Consider the following 14624-nt stretch of genomic DNA (forward strand, 5'->3'; position numbering starts at 1 on the left):
ATGGCGACGTTACTGCTGGCTGCTGCCGGTGCCTCGTTGGGTGCTGGTTTCGGCGGAACTGTTCTTGGCCTGTCGGGCGCGATGATCGGCCGAGCCGTCGGCGCGACCATTGGTCGTGCACTGGATCAACGGCTGTTGGGCTCGGGGTCAAAGGCCGTCGAGACCGGTCGCGTGGACCGGATGCGGATTCAAACGGCGGGTGAGGGCGCGCCTATCCCACGGATCTGGGGTCAGATGCGGTTGCCGGGCCATGTCATCTGGGCCGGTCCGCTGGTCGAGTTGCGGCGCAAGCAAAGCGGCGGCAAGGGTGCTACCCCCAGTGTTACCGAGATCGGATACCGGCTGAGCTTTGCGCTTGCATTGTGTGAAGGGCCGATACTTGGCGTCGGACGCGTTTGGGCTGACGGAGAAGAGGTTTCGCCTGACGATCTGAATATGCGCGTTTATCTGGGGGACGAGGCCCAACTTCCTGATCCCGCCGTTCAGGCGCAGGAAGGTGAGGACGCTCCGGCATATCGGGGGGTCGCATATGTCGTCCTCGAAGATTTGGCCCTTGATCGTTGGGGCAACCGAGTCCCTCAACTCTCCTTCGAGGTGACACGGCAAGCAAATGAGGGCCGCGGGCTGTCGCGTGAGGTCAAAGCGGTTGCCATGATTCCCGGCACCGGCGAATACGCCCTTGCGACAACGCCGGTCAGCCACGATTTTGGGTTGGGTGAACGACGGGTGGTCAATCGCAACACCCCGATGGCGCAGACGGATTTTCTCGCCTCGATGCGAACTCTGGGCCGTGAGCTGCCAAATGTCGGTTCCGTGTCGCTGGTCGTGTCGTGGTTCGGCGATGACCTGCGGGTCAACAACTGCTCCATTCGCCCTAAAGTCGAAGATCCGTCGCGTGATGGTCAGGAAATGGCTTGGCGTTCTGGCGGGATTGGCCGCGATCAGGCGATTGCTGTCACCCAGATCGATGGCAGACCGATCTACGGTGGCACACCCTCGGACGGATCGGTTATCGAAGCTTTGCGCGAGGTTGCTGCCAGCGGTCGCAAAGCCGTTTTCTATCCATTCATCTTGATGGAGCAGTTGGCCGGTAACGGCAAGGCCGACCCTTGGACCGGAGCCTCGAATCAACCCGTCATGCCGTGGCGGGGAAGGATCACAACAAGCGTCGCTGCTGGTCATACAGGCAGTCCCGCCGGAACTGAGGCCGCGGCAGTTGAGGTGGCGAGGTTTTTCGGAGCTGCTCAGCCGGCGCATTTTACCAGAACGGGGGACCGGATCACTTACTCCGGACCGGACGAGTGGTCCTATCGCCGCTTCATCTTGCATTACGCACATCTTTGCGCCGCTGCGGGTGGAATTGACGCGTTCCTGATCGGCTCCGAGATGATCGGACTAACCCAAATTCAGGGGGCCGGAACAAGCTTTCCTGCCGTCGCCGAACTGCGCCGTCTTGCAAGGGACGTGAGAGAGGTTCTGGGTGAGCAGGTCAAGATCGGCTATGCGGCCGACTGGTCGGAATATTTCGGCTACCATCCGTCGAATGGCGATGCGCTGTTCCATCTCGATCCGCTTTGGGCTGACGAAAATGTCGATTTCATCGGTATCGACAATTACATGCCGCTCTCGGATTGGCGTGAGGGTGAGGCGCATAGTGACGCGCATTGGGGCCGGATCGATAACCCAGCCTATCTTAAAACCAATGTGCTTGGTGGTGAGGGGTACGATTGGTACTACGCCCGCGATGAGGATCGGGCCACACAAGTCCGTACCGAGATCAGAGACGGGCTGTTCGACGAGCATTGGCTGTGGCGCTACAAGGACATCCGAAATTGGTGGCTGAACGAGCACCATGAACGTATCGGGGGAGTACGCCAGGAGCGTCCGACTGAATGGGTGCCCGGATCGAAACCGATCTGGTTCACCGAGATGGGTTGCGCCGCCATCGATAAGGGGACCAACCAGCCGAACAAATTCTTGGACGCTTTGAGTTCGGAGTCCTCGCTGCCACATTTTTCGACCGGTCGACGCGATGATCTGATGCAAGCGGCCTACGTTCGCGCAATGACCGAGTTCTGGTCCGATGCAGAGAACAATCCTGTGCGCGCAGCTTTTGGCCGGATGGAAGCAGGGCGAATGATCGATATGGACCGCGCTCACGTCTGGTGCTGGGATGCTCGTCCATTTCCGGAGTTTCCCGTGCGACGCGACGTCTGGTCCGATGGTGCTGCGTGGGAAAGGGGCCATTGGTTGAACGGGCGAGCGGGTGCTGTTCCTCTTGCCGACGTAGTTGCTGAGATTTGCCGCGATGCGGGCGTGGTTGCTTTCGATGCCGAGGGGCTCTCTGGTCTGGTGCGTGGTTACGCGATCAATGACGCCGAGAGTGGTCGCGCCGCCCTGCAGCCCCTGATGCTGGCACATGGTTTCGACGCGGTCGAGCGCGATGGCATCCTGCGGTTCATCATGCGTGATGGGAAGATTGATGCCGTTCTTGGAGTTGATGATCTTGCCTGTTCTGACGAGCTTTCGGGTATCGAAAGCATACGATCCGGCGATACTGAACAGCCCGGTCGGGTCCGTTTGACGCATGTCGATGCGGGTGGTGATTACACAACCCGTACTACCGAGACTTTGGCGCCAGGCGCCGAATTTCTGACGGTCTCGGATAGCGAACTGCCCATGTCGCTGACCCGCGCCGAAGGGCAATCCATGACGGATCGCTGGCTTTCCGAGACTGCGGTGTCGCGCGATACAGTACGGTTCGCTTTGCCACCATCTCGCGGTGAATTGGGTCCCGGCGACGTCGTTGCGCTGACTGACACACATGGAACAGAGCGAAGGTGGCGCATCGATCGGGTCGAGCGGAGCGGGGCTTTGGTCGTCGAGGCGGTCAGGGTTGAACCAGGGGTATACCGCCCTGGACTCGAGGTCGAAGACAGCGACCTTTCTCGGGCCTTTGTTTCGCCGATACCAATGTTACCGATTTTCCTTGATTTGCCGTTGCTGCGAGGAGATGAGGCCCCTCACGCCCCACATATTGCCGTCACTGCCACGCCTTGGCCCGGAGCCGCCGCCGTTTATGTCGCCCCGGAGAGTGCGGGAGGTTATGTACGGAACATGGTAGTCACCTCGCCTTCGATCGTCGGTGTGACTCATGGCCCCTTGGCGGCCGCCCGTCCCGGTGTTTGGGATCTGAGTTCTCCGCTGCGTGTCCAGATCAAGGGCGGAACTTTGCAAGGTGCGACCGAAACCGCTCTAAGAAGCGGGGCCAATCTTCTGGCAATCGGGGACGGGACTGCCGAGGCATGGGAACTGCTACAATTCCGGGATGCGAAGTTGATTTCACCGGGGATCTGGGAGATTTCGCACCGTTTGCGGGGGCAGGCGGGGACAGATGCTTTTATGCCTCCGGTCTGGCCCAATGGCAGTATGGTCGTGCTGCTGGACGGATCGGCGGAGCAGGTTGACCTTCCTCCTAGCGCGCGCAACCAGATGCGATACTGGCGTGTCGGACCTGCGATGCGCAGTCCAGACGATCCGAGTTATCGCTCGGTTTCGATTGCATGTCGAGGCGCAGGGTTGCGACCGCTGTCACCTTGTCATCTTAGCGTGTCGGGCAGTCTGGTCACATGGGTTCGTCGCACGCGCATTCAGGGCGATGGGTGGGAAGGACCGGATGTTCCCTTGGGAGAAGCCGAGGAACGCTACACGGTCCGACTTGTGCGTGACGGGACGATTTTGGCGCAGGCCCTGACATCGGAAGCGCGTTGGAGCGTTCCGTCGGCGGAATGGACTCGGGCCCGTTCCGGAGGTGATTTTGCCGTTGAAGTAGCTCAACTGTCCGACGTCTTCGGCGCGGGTCCATTTGCAAGGATGATGATCAATGTCTGAGAACTCTACCACGAACCTGACGCTGCCGCTGTTGCTGCCTGCGCAAGCGCAAAAGCACGTTACGGTGAATGATGCTTTGATGCGTCTGGACGGCATGGTTGATCTTGTGCTGCAAAGCGTGTCGCGGACAGCTCCACCTTCGCCGGTTGTCGAGGGCCAGTGCTGGGGCGTTCCAGCAGGCGCTATCAATGAATGGGAGGGGCAGGCCGGCAAGATCGCGATAGGTGCAAACGGTGGTTGGGTCTTTGTGGCACCAACTTTCGGCCGTCGGGCGATGATCGCAGATCGCGGCATGATGGCCGTTCATGACGGCTTGGTCTGGGTGCCGGGGGCAATCAGTATGGGGCTGCATGGCTCGGGTATGATCGCGAGTCAGTTGACCGAAGACGTGAACATTAGCGCGGGGGCTACTGTCACCACCTTGATGGTCATTCCAACCGGCGCGATGGTCATCGGTGCGACAGCCAAGGTTCTGACTGCGATTACGGGCACTTTGACCACCTGGTCCTTGGGCAATGCCGATTCCACCAACCGGTTTGGCGAAGGGCTGGGTAAGGCAGTTGGCTCATGGTCGCGCGGGATACTCGGCACGCCGATGACCTATTGGAGCCCGACCCCGCTGCGCCTGACTGCTGCCGGTGGCCAGTTTTCGGGTGGCAAGGTTCGTGTTGTCGTCCATTGGTTGGAGTTGCGGCTGCCCAACTGAGCGGGCCTTTCGGCCTGCGTCATATTGGGCTAAGATTTCGCAGGAACCAAACTGACAGGCGATCTGCCATGAACCTGCAAAACGAAATTGTTGAACCGCGGATCGACGAGACGGGCGAGCGATCGCGCGTCTCGGTCTGGACGCGAATTCAACGCGAGGCACGGATTGCCGTCAGGGATGAGCCGCTTCTTGGTGCGCTGATTCATGCAGGGCTTTTGCATCACGCGACCTTCGAGGCAGCACTGGCCTATCGCTTTTCGCTTAAGCTCGCGTCGCGCGAAATGAGCGAACAAATCCTGCGTGAAATCGCGGATGACGCCTTTTCGCGCGCGCCGGAATTAAGCCGCGCCGCACAAGCCGATCTGGTTGCTGTCTATGACCGTGACCCGGCGACCCATCGGCTGATGCAGCCGATCCTGTTCTTCAAAGGTTACCAAGCATTACAGGCTTACCGGATCGGGCATTGGTTGTGGCAAGAGGGGCGCCACGACATGGCCTATTTCGTGCAGATGCGTTGCTCGGAAGTATTTGGTGTCGATATCCACCCTGCTGCGCGTATCGGCACCGGTGTTATGATCGATCACGCACATTCCATCGTCATCGGAGAGACCGCGGTGGTCGGGAACGATGTCTCGATGCTGCATTCGGTTACGCTGGGCGGGACCGGCAAGGAGGATGGCGACCGTCATCCCAAGATCGGCAATGGCGTGATGATCGGAGCAGGCGCGAAAGTCCTAGGCAACATCCAGGTCGGCCACCACTCCCGTATCGCGGCGGGTTCGGTTGTGCTGACCGCTGTTCCGCCCTGCAAAACGGTCGCTGGAGTGCCTGCAAGGATCGTCGGTGATGCAGGCTGCACCGATCCGTCCAACAGCATGAACCAGTTATTGGGGCACGAAGACCTGTTCTGAGCCGTTATCGGCTCAGATCCAGTCGTTGATCCCGCTGCCTGTCAGTTCGGCAATACTGATTTTTTCGCGCGCAAGGCGATCGTCCAGTTCATGGGTGATTTGATCGGCTAGCGAAAACCCTTGATAGATCAGTGCCGAATAGATCTGGACGGCGGAGGCGCCGGCACGCAGTTTCTGCCAGGCGTCCTCGGTCGAGGAAATCCCCCCCACTCCGATAATCGGCAGACGTCCTGAGACTAGGTGGCTGAGCTTGGCCAAGACATGGGTCGATAGCTTGGTCAGCGGCGCGCCCGACAGCCCGCCCGCTTCCCCTGCATAGGTCGGACCGATGCCATTGCGCGTCAGTGTCGTGTTTGTCGCGATGATCCCGTCAACGGGCGCCGCGATGGATACCGCGGCGATATCGGCAATCCCCGCATCGTCGAGATCCGGCGCAATCTTCACAAACACCGGTGGTCGGTTGGGCAGCATGTCGCGTGCTTCAATAACGCCATCCAGCAAAGCTGCCAGCGCCTGGGGGCCCTGCAGGTCTCGCAATTTTTCGGTGTTTGGCGACGAGACATTTACCGTCAGAAAATCTGCCGAACCGCCAGCGATGCGCACCACCGATGCGAAATCCGCGCTTTTGTCCTGGCTATCCTTGTTCGCACCGATGTTCAGGCCGACCGGAATGCCTTTGGGATAGGCATTCGGGCGTCGGGACAATCGTGCGCCGATCCGCTCGGCTCCCTCATTATTGAACCCGAAGCGATTGATGATGGCGCGATCTTCGGTCAGGCGGAACAGGCGCGGCTTGGGATTGCCGGGCTGAGGACGCGGCGTTGCGGCACCAACCTCGACGAAGCCGAAGCCTGCTTTCATCAAAGCGGGCAAGGCGCGAGCGTTCTTGTCCAGCCCCGCCGCCAGCCCCACCGGATTAGGTAGATCAAGCCCTGCCAGCTTCACCTTGAGTCGTTCCGAAGTCGCAGGCTTGCCGGGCAGCGGTGCCAGACCATATTCCAGCGCCATGATCGACAGATCATGTGACCGTTCCGGATCCAGCAGGTGCAGAGCCGAAAGGCCGAACCGTTCGATAAAGTTCATCCGAGGTCTCCGATGTCATGCCCTTCAGGGCCGAGTGCGATGGGACGTGACCAGATCACGTCGGTCGCCTCAAGAGTGCGATAAAGGTGCGGGAAAAGCGCACCCCCGCGCGAGGGCTCCCAGCGACAATCGGTCAAGGTGTCGGCATCGATTGCGAGAAGCTGCAGATCCTCGGCATTGGCGAAATGCTTGGATAGCGTTTCGGGCAACTGCTCTGCCGTTGACATGTGGATATAGCCATCGGCCAGATCGACAGGTGCACCTGCGCTTGTGCCGTTGCGACGAAATGCCTCGAATTCCGAAGCGCGGAAGACTTTATAAATCAGCATGGCTGGGTTCTTGCGCCCGAGCCACTCCGGCGTCAAGCGCGAACACGACGGCATCGTCAGTTGACGCTTCGCACGCCTTCCCTGAAGCTGCCTCTTGTCCAAACATCGGTGACGAGAGGTGACTATGAAACGCTGGCTTTTGGTCTCGGGGGCGAGTCTTGCCCTTGGTGCGGGTGCCGCACATGCGGATTACACGCTGCACATCCTGCATATCAATGATTTCCACAGCCGCATGGAGCCGATCAACAAGTTCGACGCGACCTGCGATGCGGAAACCGAGGCCAAGAACGAATGCTTTGGCGGGGTTGCACGTCTTGCGACCAAGATTAGCGAGATGCGAGACCAACTGAAAGCCGACGGCCAGAATGTGATCGTTCTGGACGCGGGCGACCAGTATCAGGGCAGCCTTTATTACACGACCTATAAGGGCAAGGACACGGTCGAGTTCATGAACGCCATCGGCTTCGATGCCATGGCGGTCGGGAACCACGAGTTCGACGATGGACCCGCCGGGCTGCAAGTCCTGGCCGAGGGTGCCAGATTCCCCATCATATCGGGAAATCTGGACTTGTCGCAGTCGCCTGAGCTCAAGGGCAAGGTGGGAGACGTCCTGACCTTGGATGTCGGAGATGAGAAGATCGGAATTGTCTCTGCTCTGGCGATGGACACACCCGAAACGGCCTCGCCGGGTGACAAGGTTATTTTCCAGGACGACATGGACAGCCTCAAGGCTGATGTTCAGCAATTGACGGATGCGGGCGTGACCAAGGTCATCGCGCTGACCCACGAAGGTTACAAGCGCGATCAGGAGCTCGCAGCTGGGGTGCCGGGACTGGATGCGTTGATCGGTGGTCACAGCCATACGCTGCTGGGCGATATGGAAGGGGCCGAAGGACCGTATCCCACGATGGTCAAAGGTGCGGACGGCGCCGAGGTTCCGGTCGCGACCGCCTACGCCTATGGCAAGTATCTGGGACACCTGACGCTGACTTGGGATGACAACGGCAAGCTGACCAAAGCCGAAGGCCAACCGATCCTGCTGGATAGTTCGGTCACGCAGGACCCCACTATTGCTGCGCGGGTCAAAGAGATGGGCGCGCCGATCGAGGAACTGAAGCAGAAGCTTGTCGCGGAAATCAAGGCACCAATTGACGGTAGTCGTGACAGTTGCCGTCAGCGGGAATGCGAGATGGGCAACGTGGTTGCAGATGCCATGCTGATGCGGGTCAAGGACCAGGGTATCAGCATCGCTATCGCGAATGGCGGTGGGCTTCGCGCCTCGATTGACGCTGGACCTGTGACCATGGGTGAGGTTCTGTCCGTTCTGCCGTTCCAGAACACCCTGTCGACCTTTCAGTTGAAAGGTGCGGATGTGGTTGCGGCGCTCGAGAACGGGGCAAGCCAGTTCGAGGAAAAGGCCGGACGATTTGCTCAGGTCGGCGGGCTGAAATACACGGTTGATCCCGCCGCCGAAGCGGGCAAGCGGATCTCGGATGTTCAGGTCAAGGATGGAGACGGATGGAAGTCCATCAATCCGTCCGAAACCTACGGCGTCGTGTCCAACAACTACATGCGTTCCGGAGGGGACGGCTACAAGGTGTTCGCCGCCAATGGAACGAGCGCTTACGATTTCGGTCCCGATCTGGCCGATGTGCTGGCCGAGTTTCTGGCCAAGGCCGGTCCGAACTTTGCCCCTGTGATTGATGGGCGGATCACCGTCAAATAGTCGGTAGCTTTCGGGCCGATCAGGGCTGCTCGTCCGGATCTGGATGGGCAGCCTCAAGTTCGGTCAGCAGAAAACGCTCGAAATCGTCCAGATCGACGGGTTCGAATTGTCCGAAACCCTGCATCCAGACCGAAGCGCTGCGTAACCCTTCGGGCTCGAGTTTGCACCAGATGATCCTGCCGCGGCGCTCCTGTCCGATCAGGCCCGCCGCGACGAGGACTGCCAGATGCTTGGAGATAGCGGCCAGACTGACCTCGAACGGAGCCGCGACATCGGTCACCGACATGTCGTCTTCCAGCAGCATGCCAAGGATCGCCCGACGCGTCGGATCGGCTAAGGCGGCGAAAATCGTGTCCAGATTGGGGTTCTGTGGGGCCATCAAAGCTTACTTAACTGATGGGTTGAATATTGGCCTTTGTGCGTCGAGGCTTCAAGAGCGGTCGGGCATGGTTCGAAGATTGCGCTAAATGGCGTGATTACAGTATGTTGTGATGAACTCCTCGTTGCTTGACTTGAACGGCTGCAGCACCTATCACCGCGCCAACCGATAACGGGGGTGTGAGCATGGCCGAAGATGACGACCATGATACCGCACGTGCCCGGGACGCCGAGCGGTTGCGGCAGCTTGAAGCCAAACTGGGCGACAGGGCGGCAAAGGAACCGGGTTCGCGCGGTGAGGAACATTTCAGCCAGGCCAATATGGCGTGGCGCATGGTGACCGAGCTTGTGGCCGGATTGGGCATAGGGTTCGGGATCGGATTTGGGCTGGACTATTTGTTCGGCACGACGCCGCTTCTGATGGTTGTCTTCGTCCTGCTGGGCCTGGCGGCCGGGATCAAGACGATGATGCGGACGGCGAAAGAAATAGGCAGTGCACCGGGGAAACCCGGCGACGACAAGGGTGAATGACGATGGCGGTGACAGAAGAAGAAGTTGAAGGTCTGGTATTCCACCCGATGGACCAGTTCATCATCAAGCCGCTGTTCGGCGGTGGTGACGTTCATTGGTTCACGCCGACCAACGCGACGCTGTGGATGGCTCTTGCCGCTCTGTGCATCATCGGACTTCTGGTCTTTGGTACGCGTGGCCGCGCCATCATTCCGAACCGCCTGCAGTCGATTGCCGAACTGCTTTACGGCATGGTTCACAAGATGGTCGAGGACGTCACGGGCAAGGACGGCCTGAAGTACTTTCCCTATGTGATGACGCTGTTCTGCTTCATCCTGTTCGCGAACTTCCTGGCGCTGCTGCCGAAATCCTTCTCGTCGACCTCGCATATCGCCGTGACCGCCACTCTGGCGCTTCTGGTGTTCGTCGGTGTCACCGTTCTGGGCTTCGTCAAGAACGGCACGCATTTCCTCGGCCTGTTCTGGGTCAGCTCGGCACCGTTGGCGCTGCGTCCGGTCCTGGCCGTGATCGAACTCATCTCGTATTTCGTGCGCCCGGTCAGCCACTCGATCCGACTTGCGGGCAACGTCATGGCCGGTCACGCGGTGATCAAGGTGTTCGCCGCCTTCGCCGCTGTCGCTGCTATCGCCCCGGTCTCGATCGTCGCGATCACCGCTATGTATGGCCTCGAAGTGCTCGTCGCACTGATCCAGGCCTATGTCTTCACCATCCTGACCTGCGTCTATCTGAAGGACGCCCTGCATCCGGGGCACTAAGCCCCGGACCGCAATCAGGTAATTCGAAACCCTTTCCAAAGCCTCAAGGAGCATGAATATGGAAAATCTGGGTCAACTGGGACAGTACCTCGGCGCCGGTCTGGCTTGCATCGGTATGGCTGGCGCAGCCATGGGTGTGGGCAACGTTGCTGGCAACTACCTGTCGGGCGCCCTGCGCAACCCGTCGGCTGCTGCTTCGCAAACCGCCACGCTGTTCATCGGCATGGCCTTCGCCGAAGCTCTGGGCATCTTCTCGTTCCTGGTCGCTCTGCTTCTGCTGTTCGCAGTCTGATCCTTTGCCATCCTTGCGGTTGGGTGGGGGCGTGATGCGCCCACCCGATTGTGAAACGACCGGCATGGGGTAGGAAATGTTCAGCCTGTTGCAACAGACCGCGCCTGTCGTGGTCGAACACTCAGAAACGGTGACTCACACCGAGACCGCCCAAGCAGCGGCGCACGGTGCTGACGCGGCCCATGCCGCAGCTGATGCTGCGCATGGTGCCAGCAACGCTGGCATGCCGCAGTTGGACATCAGCACGTTCGGCAACCAGATTTTCTGGCTGCTCGTCGTTCTGGCCGTGATCTACTGGGTTCTGTCGCGTGTGGCTCTGCCGCGTATCAGCGGTGTTATCAGCGATCGTCAGGGCGCCATCACCGGCGATTTGATGGCCGCCGAGGAGTTCAAGCAGAAAGCCAAGGACGCCGAAGCTGCCTATGACAAGGCGCTGGCGGATGCCCGTGCCGAAGCGAACAAGATCATCGCTGCCAACAAGGCCGAGATCCAGAAAGAGCTCGACGCGGCTATCGCTCATGCCGATGCCGAAATCGCTGCTCGTGCTGGTGAGTCCGAGAAACGCATCGGCGAGATCCGTGCGTCGGCTGTCGAAGATGCCCGCAGCGTCGCTCGCGACGTGACCGAGGCTCTGGTGCAGTCGTTTGGTGGCAATGTCGATCAGAACCTGATCAACGATGCCGTCGACCAGCGGCTGAAGGGGGCACTGCAATGAAACGTCTGAGCCTTCTTTTTGTCCTGCTCGCCAGCCCCGCATTCGCGGCGTCTGGTCCGTTCTTCTCGCTGCGGAATACGGATTTCGTCGTTACCCTGGCATTCCTGCTGTTCATTGCGATCCTGGTTTACTACCGGGTTCCGCAACTGGTCGGCGGGTTGCTGGACAAGCGCGCCGAATCGATCCGTAATGATCTTGCCGAAGCTCGTCGCCTGCGCGAAGAAGCCCAGGAGATCTATGCGAACTATGAACGTCGTCAGCGCGAAGTGAAATCGCAGGCGGCTGACATCGTCGCCAATGCCAAGCGCGAAGCCACCATCGAGGCCGAAAAGGCCAAGAACGCACTGAAAGTCTCGATCGAACGCCGCCTTAAAGCGGCCGAAGATCAGATCGCTGGTGCCGAGGCAGATGCGGTTCGTGCCGTGCGTGACCGTGCGATCCAGACGGCCATTGCGGCTGCGACCGAGATCCTTGGTAAGCAGGCAACTGCGGCCGAGCGTAGCTCTGGCATCGACAAGGCGATCGATGACGTCGCCCGTCGCCTGAACTGAAGAACGATAAGGGCCGATCAATCGGTCCAACGGACAGTGACCTGACCCCGGATGGCAACATCCGGGGTTTTTCTGTATCCGCCCTCAAGGTGCCAATGAAAAAGGGCCGGCGAATGCCAGCCCTTCTGTTAGGCATCTGATATCGGGATCAGGTGTTCGGGATGATCAGGATCTCGACGCGACGGTTCTGCGCACGACCAGCCGTGGTGTCGTTGGACGCCACCGGAGCCGAGGCTCCGCGACCCGTCGTGGTCAGGCGCGAGGTCGATACACCGCCAGCCGACAGGATACCCGAGACCGAACGGGCGCGGCGCTCGGACAGGTCCTGATTGTAGGCTGCCGAGCCGGTGCTGTCGGTGTGACCGATCACCTGAATGCGGCTGTTCGGATACTGGTTCAGGTTCTGCGCAATCGTGTACAGATCGTTCTGGCCTTGTGCGCCGACTGCTGCCGAATCCGTCGCGAACAGGGTCGATTCCGGCATGACGACGGTCAGGAACTTGCCGTTGTTCACGATGCGGATGTTGGGATTGTTCAGCGATTGTTGCAGGGCTTTCTGCTGCTGATCAAGGATCGAGCCACCGACTGCGCCCGCAGTCGCGCCGATGACCGCGCCCTTGATCGCATTTTCGCGGCTTTCGCCTGCGCCGATCAGACCGCCGACGACCGCGCCGGCAACTGCGCCCTGTTGGGCTTTGCTCATGCCGCCGGTGGTCGGATTGCCATAGGGGTCGGTCGTGGTTGCACAGGCACCAAGGGCAAGTACACCGGTCGTGGCAAGAAGCAGAGAGAAACGGGTATTCATTTTATTATGCCTTTCCTTCTCGGGCGATCGGACGCCGCCTGTCCTAACGACGCTGCCGGTCCCACCTCTGGACCGGCGCCGATGCCCAAACGTGGTGACAATGGCACGGGTTCCTGAGCAACTCCACAGGAAGACGTGACAAATTCGTGTTTGTCGTGACCAAATGCGCGCGTTTCCGGTTGGCTGCGCGACGTCCATGCGTTCAGTGCTTGAACTGTGGGGCTGCGCGAGGCATCTGATCGCCATGGCCCGTTCACCCGCTTCCAGAACCCCCGCTGCCTTGCCCTATGGCACGCAGGTCGAGATCTTTTCGCGTTTCCGCGAGGCGAACCCGTCTCCGGTGACGGAACTTGAATATGTCAATGCCTTCACCCTGTTGGTCGCCGTCGCGATGTCGGCGCAATCGACCGATGTGGGCGTGAACAAGGCGACGAAGGACCTGTTTCGCAGGGTCACGACACCGCGCCAGATGCTGGATCTGGGGCTTGAGGCGCTGACCGACGAAATCAAGACCATTGGTCTGTTCCGCCAAAAGGCCAAGAACGTCATCGCGCTGTCGCAACGGCTGGTCGACGAATTCGGCGGTGAGGTTCCGCAATCCCGCGCCGCGCTGATGTCGCTGCCCGGTGTCGGGCGCAAGACCGCGAATGTGGTCCTGAACAGCACCTTCAATTTTCCCGCGCAGGCGGTCGATACGCATATCTTCCGCGTTGGTAACCGCACCCGGATTGCTCCGGGTCGCGATGTCGATGCCGTTGAACGCGCGATCGAGGACAATGTCCCCGCCATGTTCCAGCAGAACTGCCACCACTGGTTGATCCTGCACGGACGCTATGTCTGTCAGGCGCGACGTCCGCGCTGCAAGATCTGCCCCATCGAAGACCTCTGTCCCTTTGAGGAGAAAACCGAATGACGACCCCTTATGTGATCGGGATCGGCAATGCGATCATGGACGTGATCGCGCCCACCTCGGATGCAAGCCTTGCGCGCCTTGGCATCGAAAAGGGGATCATGCAGTTGATCGACCGCGACCGGGCCGAGGTTCTGACCGGCGCGCAGGCCGCCGAGAATGAAAAATCCCGTCTGGTTCCCGGTGGTTCGGTCGCGAACACGCTGGCAGGTCTTGGCATGATGGGGCTGCGCACCGCCTTTATCGGACGCGTCGCGGGCGATCCGCTGGGCCTGTCCTATGCTGAGCAGACCGAGGCATCGGGTACCGTTTTCGTCAACCCGCCCGTCGCGGGTGAGGTGCTGCCGACCTCGCGTTCGATCATTTTCGTGACGCCCGATGGCGAGCGGTCGATGAACACCTATCTGGGCATCTCGGCCGAGTTGGGCACCGATGACGTGAACCCCGCGACCTTCAGCGGCGCGGATTGGCTGTTCCTTGAAGGCTATCTCTTCGACAAGGACATGGGCAAAGCGGCCTTCTTGAAAGCTGCCGATGCCTGCCACAAGGCGGGCGGTCAGGCGGGCATCGCGCTTTCCGACCCGTTCTGCGTCGACCGCCACCGCGATGGTTTCCGCCGTCTGGTCGCCGGTCCGATGGATTACGTGATCGGCAATGTCCATGAATGGACCTCGCTTTATCAGGTCACCGATCTTGAGGAAGCGCTGCGTCTGGCAAGCGCCGATTGCGGCACGGTGATCTGCACCCGCTCGGGCGAGGATGCGATCCTGATCCGTGGCGATGAACGCGTGACCGCCCCGGTGAACCGCATCGTTCCGGTCGACGCGACCGGCGCGGGTGACCAATTTGCTGCCGGGCTGATCTATGGACTTGCGACTGGCGCGCCTTTGGCGGTCGCGGGGCGTATGGGTTGCATCGCCGCCGCCGAGGTCATCGGCCATGTCGGTGCACGTCCTGAAAGCGATCTGAAGACCGCTTTCCGCGCCGAAGGGCTGATCTGAACCCATCCGCGAATGGAAAAAGGGCAGGGGCCTAGCGCCT

15 protein-coding genes are annotated in these 14624 nt (G+C 60.2%); 11 read left to right on the forward strand and 4 right to left on the reverse strand.

What is annotated here, in order from left to right; translation table 11 throughout:
- The 3 genes from GL286_RS05690 (at window position 1) to cysE (ending at window position 5508) form a co-directional block, all read left to right on the forward strand.
- Window positions 1-3891: a baseplate multidomain protein megatron gene (locus tag GL286_RS05690; protein WP_155094600.1), complete on the forward strand. Its 3891-nt coding sequence runs from the start codon at window positions 1-3 to the stop codon at window positions 3889-3891.
- Entirely contained in the window at window positions 3884-4597 is a 714-nt protein-coding gene (locus GL286_RS05695) for a DUF2793 domain-containing protein (RefSeq protein WP_155094601.1), read from the forward strand. Before GL286_RS05690 ends, GL286_RS05695 begins: the two co-directional genes overlap by 8 nt.
- A gap of 68 nt (window positions 4598-4665) precedes the next feature.
- Window positions 4666-5508 carry a serine O-acetyltransferase gene (cysE, locus tag GL286_RS05700; RefSeq protein ID WP_155094602.1) on the forward strand — a complete coding sequence of 281 codons (843 nt, stop codon included), beginning with the start codon at window positions 4666-4668 and terminating at the stop codon, window positions 5506-5508.
- A 12-nt stretch (window positions 5509-5520) separates the two neighbouring features.
- Here the strand turns inward: cysE and GL286_RS05705 are convergent, their stop codons facing one another.
- Together GL286_RS05705 and GL286_RS05710 are read right to left on the reverse strand one after the other, a co-directional pair.
- The gene (locus GL286_RS05705; RefSeq protein WP_155094603.1) at window positions 5521-6591 is read right to left on the reverse strand and encodes a quinone-dependent dihydroorotate dehydrogenase; all 1071 of its coding nucleotides are present in this window, start codon (window positions 6589-6591) and stop codon (window positions 5521-5523) included.
- Window positions 6588-6920, reverse strand: coding sequence for a DUF952 domain-containing protein (locus GL286_RS05710; RefSeq protein WP_155094604.1), 333 nt, complete (start codon window positions 6918-6920; stop codon window positions 6588-6590). The genes GL286_RS05705 and GL286_RS05710 overlap by 4 nt, the downstream gene beginning before the upstream one ends.
- A gap of 124 nt (window positions 6921-7044) precedes the next feature.
- Between GL286_RS05710 and GL286_RS05715 the strand changes: the two genes are divergently transcribed.
- Entirely contained in the window at window positions 7045-8646 is a 1602-nt protein-coding gene (locus tag GL286_RS05715) for a bifunctional metallophosphatase/5'-nucleotidase (protein WP_155094605.1), read from the forward strand.
- 19 nt (window positions 8647-8665) lie between these two features.
- Here the strand turns inward: GL286_RS05715 and GL286_RS05720 are convergent, their stop codons facing one another.
- Window positions 8666-9025 carry an ArsR/SmtB family transcription factor gene (locus GL286_RS05720; RefSeq protein ID WP_155094606.1) on the reverse strand — a complete coding sequence of 120 codons (360 nt, stop codon included), beginning with the start codon at window positions 9023-9025 and terminating at the stop codon, window positions 8666-8668.
- A 185-nt stretch (window positions 9026-9210) separates the two neighbouring features.
- On the opposite strand from GL286_RS05720, the gene GL286_RS05725 reads away from it, so the two are divergent.
- The 5 genes from GL286_RS05725 (at window position 9211) to GL286_RS05745 (ending at window position 11868) form a co-directional block, all read left to right on the forward strand.
- Window positions 9211-9555 carry an AtpZ/AtpI family protein gene (locus tag GL286_RS05725; protein ID WP_155094607.1) on the forward strand — a complete coding sequence of 115 codons (345 nt, stop codon included), beginning with the start codon at window positions 9211-9213 and terminating at the stop codon, window positions 9553-9555.
- A 2-nt stretch (window positions 9556-9557) separates the two neighbouring features.
- The gene (locus GL286_RS05730) at window positions 9558-10310 is read left to right on the forward strand and encodes a F0F1 ATP synthase subunit A (protein WP_425496088.1); all 753 of its coding nucleotides are present in this window, start codon (window positions 9558-9560) and stop codon (window positions 10308-10310) included.
- 58 nt (window positions 10311-10368) lie between these two features.
- Window positions 10369-10602, forward strand: a complete 234-nt coding sequence (locus GL286_RS05735; RefSeq protein ID WP_036740245.1) for a F0F1 ATP synthase subunit C — start codon at window positions 10369-10371, stop codon at window positions 10600-10602.
- Between the two features lie 76 nt (window positions 10603-10678).
- On the forward strand, window positions 10679-11317 hold the full coding sequence (locus tag GL286_RS05740) for a F0F1 ATP synthase subunit B' (protein WP_155094609.1): 639 nt from the start codon (window positions 10679-10681) through the stop codon (window positions 11315-11317).
- Window positions 11314-11868, forward strand: a complete 555-nt coding sequence (locus GL286_RS05745) for a F0F1 ATP synthase subunit B (RefSeq protein WP_155094610.1) — start codon at window positions 11314-11316, stop codon at window positions 11866-11868. The genes GL286_RS05740 and GL286_RS05745 overlap by 4 nt, the downstream gene beginning before the upstream one ends.
- Before the next feature lie 148 nt (window positions 11869-12016).
- On the opposite strand, the gene GL286_RS05750 is transcribed toward GL286_RS05745, so the two are convergent.
- Entirely contained in the window at window positions 12017-12673 is a 657-nt protein-coding gene (locus GL286_RS05750; protein WP_155094611.1) for a YiaD family glycine zipper/OmpA-like lipoprotein, read from the reverse strand.
- 244 nt (window positions 12674-12917) lie between these two features.
- On the opposite strand from GL286_RS05750, the gene nth reads away from it, so the two are divergent.
- On the forward strand, window positions 12918-13586 hold the full coding sequence (nth, locus tag GL286_RS05755; RefSeq protein WP_155094612.1) for an endonuclease III: 669 nt from the start codon (window positions 12918-12920) through the stop codon (window positions 13584-13586).
- Window positions 13583-14584 carry an adenosine kinase gene (locus GL286_RS05760; RefSeq protein WP_155094613.1) on the forward strand — a complete coding sequence of 334 codons (1002 nt, stop codon included), beginning with the start codon at window positions 13583-13585 and terminating at the stop codon, window positions 14582-14584. Before nth ends, GL286_RS05760 begins: the two co-directional genes overlap by 4 nt.
- Window positions 14585-14624 lie beyond the last annotated feature (40 nt).

The sequence above is a fragment of the Paracoccus aestuariivivens genome (genome assembly GCF_009711225.1).
In the GTDB taxonomy this organism is placed as follows: Bacteria; Pseudomonadota; Alphaproteobacteria; order Rhodobacterales; family Rhodobacteraceae; genus Paracoccus; species Paracoccus aestuariivivens.

Coding starts and splice junctions, on each gene's coding strand:
- GL286_RS05730 (WP_425496088.1), top strand. CDS start 9,558: ATGGCGGTGACAGAAGAAGAAGTTGAAGGTCTGGTATTCCACCCGATG.
- GL286_RS05710 (WP_155094604.1), bottom strand. CDS start 6,920: ATGCTGATTTATAAAGTCTTCCGCGCTTCGGAATTCGAGGCATTTCGT.
- GL286_RS05735 (WP_036740245.1), top strand. CDS start 10,369: ATGGAAAATCTGGGTCAACTGGGACAGTACCTCGGCGCCGGTCTGGCT.
- GL286_RS05705 (WP_155094603.1), bottom strand. CDS start 6,591: ATGAACTTTATCGAACGGTTCGGCCTTTCGGCTCTGCACCTGCTGGAT.
- GL286_RS05715 (WP_155094605.1), top strand. CDS start 7,045: ATGAAACGCTGGCTTTTGGTCTCGGGGGCGAGTCTTGCCCTTGGTGCG.
- GL286_RS05745 (WP_155094610.1), top strand. CDS start 11,314: ATGAAACGTCTGAGCCTTCTTTTTGTCCTGCTCGCCAGCCCCGCATTC.
- GL286_RS05695 (WP_155094601.1), top strand. CDS start 3,884: ATGTCTGAGAACTCTACCACGAACCTGACGCTGCCGCTGTTGCTGCCT.
- GL286_RS05690 (WP_155094600.1), top strand. CDS start 1: ATGGCGACGTTACTGCTGGCTGCTGCCGGTGCCTCGTTGGGTGCTGGT.
- GL286_RS05750 (WP_155094611.1), bottom strand. CDS start 12,673: ATGAATACCCGTTTCTCTCTGCTTCTTGCCACGACCGGTGTACTTGCC.
- GL286_RS05720 (WP_155094606.1), bottom strand. CDS start 9,025: ATGGCCCCACAGAACCCCAATCTGGACACGATTTTCGCCGCCTTAGCC.
- GL286_RS05725 (WP_155094607.1), top strand. CDS start 9,211: ATGGCCGAAGATGACGACCATGATACCGCACGTGCCCGGGACGCCGAG.
- GL286_RS05740 (WP_155094609.1), top strand. CDS start 10,679: ATGTTCAGCCTGTTGCAACAGACCGCGCCTGTCGTGGTCGAACACTCA.
- cysE (WP_155094602.1), top strand. CDS start 4,666: ATGAACCTGCAAAACGAAATTGTTGAACCGCGGATCGACGAGACGGGC.
- GL286_RS05760 (WP_155094613.1), top strand. CDS start 13,583: ATGACGACCCCTTATGTGATCGGGATCGGCAATGCGATCATGGACGTG.
- nth (WP_155094612.1), top strand. CDS start 12,918: ATGGCCCGTTCACCCGCTTCCAGAACCCCCGCTGCCTTGCCCTATGGC.